Here is a 7,686-nt window from a genome sequence, read left to right as displayed (position 1 = left end):
ATTCGCGGGCGACGAAGGGGAAGGTGACGAAGACGGTGGCCAGCACGATGCCCGGCACGGCAAACAGGATGACGATGCCATGCGCCTTGAGCCAGGCGCCGAGCAGGCCTTGCGCGCCGAACAGAAGTACATAGACCAGGCCGGAAATGACCGGGGAGACCGAAAAGGGCAGGTCGATGAGTGTGGTCAGGAACGCCTTGCCCTTGAACTCGAACTTGGCGATGGCCCATGCGGCGGAGATGCCGAAAATCACATTGAGCGGCACCGAGATCGCCGCGACCAGAAGCGTCAGGCGGATCGCCGAGCGGCTGTCGGCTTCGCCCAGCGCCTGCGTGTAGGCCTCGATACCTTTGGCGAAAGCTTCGTTGAAGACGATGATCAGCGGCAGGAGCAGGAAAATGGCGAGGAACGCAAACGTCACCACCATCAGCACGGCTTGCGCCGGCCGGCTCTCGGTCACCGCCGCCGACCGGCTTTCGTGGTGCGGCGCGTAGGATTTGATCTCCGGGTCAGCCATAGCGTTTACGGCTCCAGGTCTGCACCAGGTTGATGACCAGCAGCATGACGAAGGACAGCGCCAGCATGATCGCCGCTATCGCGGTCGCCGCGGCGTAATTATATTCCTCCAGCCGGATGACGATCAGAAGCGGCGCGATCTCGGATTTGAACGGCAGGTTGCCGGCGATGAAGATGACGGAACCGTACTCGCCGACGCCGCGCGCGAAGGCCAGCGCGAAGCCGGTGACAATGGCTGGCGCGAGGCCCGGAAGCAGAACCCGGGCGATGATCTGGAAGCGGTTGGCGCCAAGGGTGGCGGCCACTTCCTCGACCTCCTTGTCGATCTCCTCCATGATTGGCTGGACGGTGCGCACGACGAAAGGCAGGCCGATGAAGATCAGCGCGATGACGATGCCGAGCGGCGTGTAGGCGACCTTGATGCCGAGCGGCGCCAATAGGCTGCCGACCCAGCCATTCGGCGCGTAGAGCGCGGTCAGCGCGATGTCGGCGACCGCCGTCGGCAGCGCGAAGGGCAGGTCGACCATGGCATCGACGATGCGGCGGCCGGGAAAGCTGTAGCGCACCAGCACCCAGGCGACGATCGTGCCGAAGACGACGTTGACGGCGGCGGCAATGAAGGCGGTGCCGAAGCTGATTTCAAGCGCGTTGATGGTGCGGCGGTCGGTGACGATCGCCCAGAAGTCGGTCCAGCCGAGCGCCGCCGATCGCCAGACCAACCCTGAGAGGGGGATGAGGATGATGGCGTGAGGTAGGCAAGCGAGAAGCCGAGCGTCAATCCGAAACCCGGAATGACGCTCGGCTGCCTGAATCGCCACCCCGCCTTGGCGGGTGCTGTGGTCATGTCGTCCTGATCTAAATGCTACTGGGCCGGTTTGTAGATCTGGTCGAATATACCACCATCGCCGAAATGATAAGGCTGTGCCTTCTTCCATCCGCCGAAAATTGGATCGTCGATGCTGATCCGCTTGATTTCCGGCAGTTTGGCGAGATCCTCCGCAGGCACCAGGTCGGGCTTCGCCGGACGGTAGTGGTTCTTGGCGATGATCGTCTGGCCTTCCTTGGAATAGAGATAGCCCAGATAGGCTTCGGCAACTTTGCGTGTGCCCTTGGCATCGACATTGGCGTCGACAACGGCGACCGGCGGTTCGGCGAGGATCGAGGTCGGCGGGATGACGATTTCGAACTGATCGGCGCCGAACTCGTCCAGCGCCAGATAGGCCTCGTTTTCCCAGGCGATCAGCACGTCGCCAAGGCCCTTTTGCGCGAAGGTCACGGTAGAGCCACGCGCGCCGGTGTCAAGCACCGGAACATGGGAATAGAGGTTGCCGACGAATTCCTTGGTCTTGGCCTCGTCGCCGCCATCGTTGGTGTTGGCCCAGGCCCAGGCCGCGAGGTAGGCCCACCGGCCACCACCGGAGGTCTTGGGATTGGACGTGATCACCTGGACGCTGTCCTTTGTGAGATCGCCAAAATCGTGAATGCCCTTCGGGTTGCCCTTGCGGACGAGGAGGACGATGGTCGAGGTATAAGGAGCCGAATTGTTCTCGAACTTCGTCCGCCAGTCGGGATTGATCTTCTTCGTTTTCGAGACGATCGCGTCGATGTCGCCTTGCAGCCCCAGCGTCACCACGTCGGCGTCGAGGCCGTCGATCACGGCGCGCGCCTGGGCGCCGGATCCGCCATGCGACTGCTGGACGGTGACGGTCTCGCCCGTCTCGCCCTCCCAGTGAGAGGCGAAGGCCTGGTCGAATTGCTTGTAGAGCTCACGCGTCGGGTCATAGGACACGTTGAGAATGGTGGTATCGGCAAACGCGAAACCGAGCGTGCCGAACTGGACAGATGTGGCGACCAGCGCGCCGAGCAGTTTCCTGAAATGAGGTTTGGTCATTTCCGCCTCCGTTGAACTCGCGCCAAATCTACCGAATTGATAGAATTTAGATGCATTCAATGTTGCCTTTTTTGGCCTAGTGAAGCAATTTTTCGCCTATTTTACTCTAAATGAGGAATGTTTTTCCTCACACAGCGTGACTCGGGATCCTGGGCTCCCGGAGGCGATAATTAGAAACCGCCAGCCCTTCGGCAATGGCCGCGCAGGGTCAACGAGGGTTTCATCCCACGGTGGCCGGCGGAGCTACTCGGCGCCGACGGGAAAGTTGAAGCGTTCTCTTGGAAACGGCTCGTTTTCCAGCGTGAAGTGCCACCATTCGCGGGCATAATTGTTGAAGCCGCCGGCGCGCATCGCCTCGACAAGTCTTTCGCGTTTGCCGCTACTTCACTAGCGAGCGGTCGGTGAGCCGTTTCGCTCGCCGGGTCGAACACTCGAAGCCAGTGCCGAAATCGAGCATATCGACATCGGTCGCGCCGCAGGCCGGTTTCGGCGCGCTCTTGTGGTCGGTCCGCGCGATCGCGACCTCGACTGTCGATCCGCGCGAATGGGTGGACAGTTCGCCGATATAGCCCTTGGCGATGAGATCCTTGGCGCTTGATGTCACGATGGCTGCCCGTATTGACGTCCGCTGCACTCACCAAGGACGACCCCAATTGGACTGCGCATATTACGCACGCATGGCAACACTGCGCCGCGGTTGCTGGGGGGGAAAGCAGAGTTGAATGGCGAAAGATTGAGGGTCCAATCGTGATGCGGCGGCGCCCAAATTTGCGACAGCGCGCCAACGGGCAAAGACGACCCCGAGCGGAAGTTCGTTCGTCGAGGGCGAATTCACGCCGATGACCCGAACCCACCCTTCCCGGGGCGATTTGGCGGCCCGAAAGCTGACCTTTAGCGGAACCGGCGGTCGTGACCCTGAAGCGACATTCGCATTGAGGTGGACAGCGAGTCTCGTTGACTGGCTGCCGCATCGGCGCATAGTCGTCGACCAGCACGATGCCCCATTTGGGGAACAGTCGTATGAGGGGAGGCAGGCCATGGAAGTCGCCGGTGGCGCTGGTGCCGACGTTCACGTCCCGTATATTCTCGTCCATTCCGATCGCGAGATCAGGCGTCTCAGCCATCAGGCGGGCATCATTAACCCGATCACGCGAAGAATCTTGCTCTCTGCGGGCATGAGCCCCGGGATGCGCGTGCTCGACGTGGGCTGTGGCGCGGGTGACGTTACATTCCTGGTTTCCGAGATGGTTGGCAGCGGAGGTCAGGTCATTGGCGCAGATCGGGCTCCAGCGGCCCTGGCGGCGGCGGAGCGGCGTGCGGCGGCGCATCCGATCCAGAATGTCAGCTTCCGTGAAGGCGATCCCGCGGCACTTTCGTTCGACCGACCGTTCGACGCCGTGATCGGCCGCTACGTTTTGATGTTTCAAGCCGATCCTGTGGCCATGCTGCGTGGCGTCGCTCGTCATCTCCGGCCTGGAGGGACCATCGTCTTCCATGAGCCGGATTGGGACGGCTGTCGATCCAGCCCGCCGGCGCCGACCTACGACCACTGCTGTCGATGGATCGTCGAGACGTTCCGGCGCAGCGGTATCGAGACCAATATGGGTATCAAGCTCGATGCGGCATTCCGCGCGGCTGGATTGACCGCGCCCTCAATGCGCATGGAGGCGGTTGTGGGGGGAACCAATGGCGGCTTCGACTGGTCACACCAGACCGCCGAACTCATTGTCACGATGCTGCCGGAAATCCAGAGCCGGGGCGTTGCGACGGCCGCTGAGGTCGATATTGAAACTTTGGGACAGCGCATGCAGCGCGAAATCGAGGCGGGTAGCGTCATCGTGAGCCGTTCGGAAGTAGGCGCCTGGTCGCACGCCTAGAGCTAGCCATGACACTGGGCGGCTGCCTCTCACGAACGACTAAGGCGCATGTCCGCTCTTGGCGCGATCGAGGCGATGCGGACTTCGCCTACTCAGCAGCCGCCAGTGCGGGTCAAACGGCTTGGTTGGGTGGTTCTCTGCCGTCTGTCTCGTCGAGCGGAACGAGCAGGCAGCGCCATTAACGGACTAAGAGGGGATTCTTAGCCCGCACTTAGGGTCCGTACAGAAATTTTCGAATCGATTAGGTTCATTAGGCCGCGGCAATTGGCCGAATCCCGTCAAGGAACTGAAGCAGTTATTGCCATACGGGCCCTTAGTAGCCCCGCTCAAGATTTACGAGATTGGTGATGTCATTGCCCAACTTGATCTGCTCGCACAGACCTGCCAACTGCGCTATGCCCGAATCGACCCAATAGCTTGCCACATGTGGTGTGATGGTCACCTTCGGATGGGCCCATAGCGGACTCGCCTGGTCGAGCGGTTCCGAGGTAAAAACATCGAGGCAGGCGCCTGACAGTTGCCCAGCGTCAATGGCGTGCAGAAGTGCAGCCTCGTCGACGTGTGCTCCGCGTCCGACATTAACGAGGTAGGCGCCGCGCTTCATCAGACGGAAAGTTTCGGAATTAAGTATTCCTCGAGTTTCGGTGGTCAGCGGCAGCGCGCACACGACGAAGTCTCGTTCAGCCAAGGCCTCCTTAAGCGCTGGGGCACCAGCGTAACAGGCCACATCGGCGATTTGCTTAGGGTTGCGGGAACCATGCCGCCGTGCGATATCCCAGCTCGGCGAAGAGTCGCGCGGCCCATCCACCGATACGCCCAGCCCCAAGGATAACGATGCGGGTCTCGCTGGTCTTCCGTGGCGCGATCGGGCGCCATCTCTTCTGGGTCTGTTGGAGAGCATATTCAACGACATGGTGTTGCCGGCACAGTACTCTGAGAACAATGTACTGCACAACCTCAGAGGCAAGTTCGCGGGTCGCCAAACGTACGACGCCAACGCCCGCAGGCAGCTCACCCAGTTGCAAGCCGTCTATGCCCGCGCCGAGATAGGCAACTGCACGCAATCGCGTCATACCTTCAAAAAACCTGCGCGGCGTACCCTTATCGATCAGCACCAAGTCAATGTCGCCGGGATCGCCGTGATGGGGCCATAACCGGAAGTCGAGGCCCGAAACGCGCGCCTTGAGAGATCGCGCCCACTCCCCCGCGTCGATATAGTCAGGGTAATCATTCACCATCAGTAAAGTGAGTGCTTTCACCACTACCTCCTAAACACTCTGTTCGACGTACATCAGCCGGAATGGATCGAAGCGGCTATCCGGGCACGCCAGCCATGCGCATCGCCTCTGCGAAGTGATCACGATCTTCTTGACGACGGAATGGGTTGTTGTCGAGCAGAAGCTGGAGGCATCCTTTGGCTGCTTGCTCAATGCCCCCCGGCCTTGCTTTCAGCCTCGCTACTGCTTTTTCCGCCCATAGCTTTGCCTCGGCAAGCCTATCAAGCTTGGCAAGTATAGCTGCGCCGAAAAAAGTCGAATCGATAAAGTAGTCGGGGACTCTGATCCGCGCGGCTAGGGCCTCGGGATACCGCCTTGCGGTAAATAGGGCAGTCGCCTGAAAGGCGATATACCAATCGGGGTATCGTGGATTGAGACGCATTGCCGCTTCGCCGCAGGCAACCGCCTTTTCCCCTTCTCCATACATTGCGAGCATGTAGCTGGCATTGGCGAGGCTGTCGGCATCGTTAGGGTTGAACATGATGGCGCGATCCACATGTTTCTTCATGCGCTCATAGTCGCCCCGATAGAGGCAAGGCCATGCCAGCGCGATGTGGGCTTGATAATCGGCTTCATCGAGCGCGAGGGCCCGTTTGGCGCAATCAAAGGCCATGTCATAAGCGCCTCTACCTTCTGCCGCAATTAGCAAATCAAGCGCTTCCATCTGGTAGGTCACCGCTAAACCGGAATAGGCGCGCGAAAAGCTTGGGTCTGTGGCAGCAGCCTTTTCGAAGTGTTGGCGCGCTTCAAGATTGTTCTGACCCACCGTCCACAAGAGATGTTTGCCGCGCAACCAATGGTCATAGGCGATGAGGTTTTCAGGGTGCTTACGCTTAGCGCGTTCCAAGGAATTGTCTTCGAGGCCCACCGCCAGCATGCCCACGATCCTCTGGGTTATCTCGTCCTGAACCGCAAACATATCGGCAATTTCTCGATCATAGCGCTCCGCCCAGATGTGGCTGCCGGTCTCAGCGTCGATGAGCTGCGCGGTTATGCGCAGACGATTCCCGGCGCGACGAACGCTTCCCTCGAGTACATAGGTCACGCCCAAGTCGCGTGCCACGTCGGGGATCTTCATCGTCCGTCCCTTGTAGGTGAACGAGGAATTGCGGGCGATGACGGACAGCGACCGAAAGCGCGAAAGTTCGGTAATGATGTCCTCTGTGATGCCGTCGGAGAAGTACTCCTGCTCTGGATCGCCGCTCATATTGACAAACGGCAAGACGGCGACCCACGGCTTATCGGGTAGCGACAGTGCGCGACGCACCAAGGCAGAGGTATCGGCTGGGCGCACTCGGCAAACGCGCACCAGCTGCTCGATGTTCTTCAGCGCCTGCTCGCCCATATCCTCGAACTGCAGATCGAGCCGGTTGCCCAGGTGGTCACGCACTGTGCCCGACACCGCTATGCCACCGGCCGGGGCGACGCTCTCAAGCCTAGCCGCAATATTCACTCCGTCTCCGAAGATGTCCTCGCCCTCGACGATGACATCGCCCAGGTTGACCCCGATCCGCAGTCGGATCGCGCGGTCCTCTGGCATGTCGGCGTTGCGCGCCTCCAGCCGCCGCTGGATGTCGACCGCACAGGCAACGGCGTTAACAACGCTGGGGAACTCAGCCAGAACCCCATCGCCGGTCGCCTTGAAAATCCTACCCATGTGTTCGGCGATCTTTGGATCGACCAGCTCGGCCCGCAGCGCCCTCAGCGTAGTCAGCGTGCCCATCTCGTCATGGCCCATGAGCCGGCTGTAACCGACCACATCGGCAGCGAGTATGGCGGCCAAACGGCGCTGCACGGCGCTCTCGACCACGCTCGGACTCCTCCCACGTGTGACGGCTCCGCTTTGGAGCCCAATCAACTACACAATACCAGCGCCTTATGTCAGGGCAATCGGGCGCTCGGATATGACGCCTCCCATCGGCAAGCCATTAGAAGCTACGACACGTACGGGCGGAATGACAGCTTTGGGTCATGGCCGTGAATTGACCCGGAGCAAGCGAGCTTCTGCTTAGGGTCGACTCTGGCCAGTGCGTGAAGGTCGGCTTAGGAGGCGCGACTCGAATGGCGCGAAATGGCGCGTCCCGCTGGTTCGAACATCCGCCCTCGAGAACGCCCTAAATGAGCG

8 protein-coding genes and 1 pseudogene are annotated in these 7,686 nt (G+C 60.6%); 1 reads left to right on the top strand and 8 read right to left on the bottom strand.

Annotation, left to right across the window (positions count from 1 at the left end; translation table 11 throughout):
* The 5 genes and pseudogenes from NKI39_RS31305 to NKI39_RS31285 form a co-directional block, all read right to left on the bottom strand.
* On the bottom strand, positions 1–517 hold a 517-nt coding region (locus tag NKI39_RS31305), incomplete at its 3' end, for an ABC transporter permease family protein (RefSeq protein ID WP_502898641.1).
* Positions 510–1,360: pseudogene (cysT, locus tag NKI39_RS31300) on the bottom strand (sulfate ABC transporter permease subunit CysT). The pseudogene cysT and the gene NKI39_RS31305, both read right to left, overlap by 8 nt.
* Before the next feature lie 18 nt (positions 1,361–1,378).
* The gene (locus tag NKI39_RS31295; RefSeq protein ID WP_352836699.1) at positions 1,379–2,407 is read right to left on the bottom strand and encodes a sulfate ABC transporter substrate-binding protein; all 1,029 of its coding nucleotides are present in this window, start codon (positions 2,405–2,407) and stop codon (positions 1,379–1,381) included.
* A gap of 243 nt (positions 2,408–2,650) precedes the next feature.
* Positions 2,651–2,758: a M15 family metallopeptidase gene (locus tag NKI39_RS31290; RefSeq protein ID WP_023722474.1), complete on the bottom strand. Its 108-nt coding sequence runs from the start codon at positions 2,756–2,758 to the stop codon at positions 2,651–2,653.
* Between the two features lie 28 nt (positions 2,759–2,786).
* A complete protein-coding gene (locus tag NKI39_RS31285) occupies positions 2,787–3,011 on the bottom strand; it encodes a M15 family metallopeptidase domain-containing protein (RefSeq protein WP_352836696.1) in 225 nt (74 codons plus the stop codon).
* 433 nt (positions 3,012–3,444) lie between these two features.
* On the opposite strand from NKI39_RS31285, the gene NKI39_RS31280 reads away from it, so the two are divergent.
* The gene (locus NKI39_RS31280) at positions 3,445–4,284 is read left to right on the top strand and encodes a class I SAM-dependent methyltransferase (RefSeq protein ID WP_352836693.1); all 840 of its coding nucleotides are present in this window, start codon (positions 3,445–3,447) and stop codon (positions 4,282–4,284) included.
* A gap of 313 nt (positions 4,285–4,597) precedes the next feature.
* On the opposite strand, the gene NKI39_RS31275 is transcribed toward NKI39_RS31280, so the two are convergent.
* Genes NKI39_RS31275 through NKI39_RS31265 form a run of 3 tightly spaced genes read right to left on the bottom strand, consistent with a single transcriptional unit; the run spans position 4,598 to position 7,371 of the window.
* Complete coding sequence (locus NKI39_RS31275; protein WP_352836691.1) at positions 4,598–5,011, bottom strand: NAD(P)-dependent oxidoreductase; 414 nt, start codon at positions 5,009–5,011, stop codon at positions 4,598–4,600.
* 13 nt (positions 5,012–5,024) lie between these two features.
* Positions 5,025–5,543, bottom strand: coding sequence for a Rossmann-fold NAD(P)-binding domain-containing protein (locus NKI39_RS31270; protein ID WP_352836689.1), 519 nt, complete (start codon positions 5,541–5,543; stop codon positions 5,025–5,027).
* A 55-nt stretch (positions 5,544–5,598) separates the two neighbouring features.
* Positions 5,599–7,371, bottom strand: a complete 1,773-nt coding sequence (locus NKI39_RS31265; RefSeq protein WP_352836686.1) for an adenylate/guanylate cyclase domain-containing protein — start codon at positions 7,369–7,371, stop codon at positions 5,599–5,601.
* Between the last annotated feature and the right edge of the window lie 315 nt (positions 7,372–7,686).

The organism is Mesorhizobium sp. M0664, from assembly GCF_040320565.1.
Taxonomy (GTDB): domain Bacteria; phylum Pseudomonadota; class Alphaproteobacteria; order Rhizobiales; family Rhizobiaceae; genus Mesorhizobium.
Note: the sequence above shows the minus strand (reverse complement) of the source record. Positions and strands in the feature narration are given on the sequence as shown.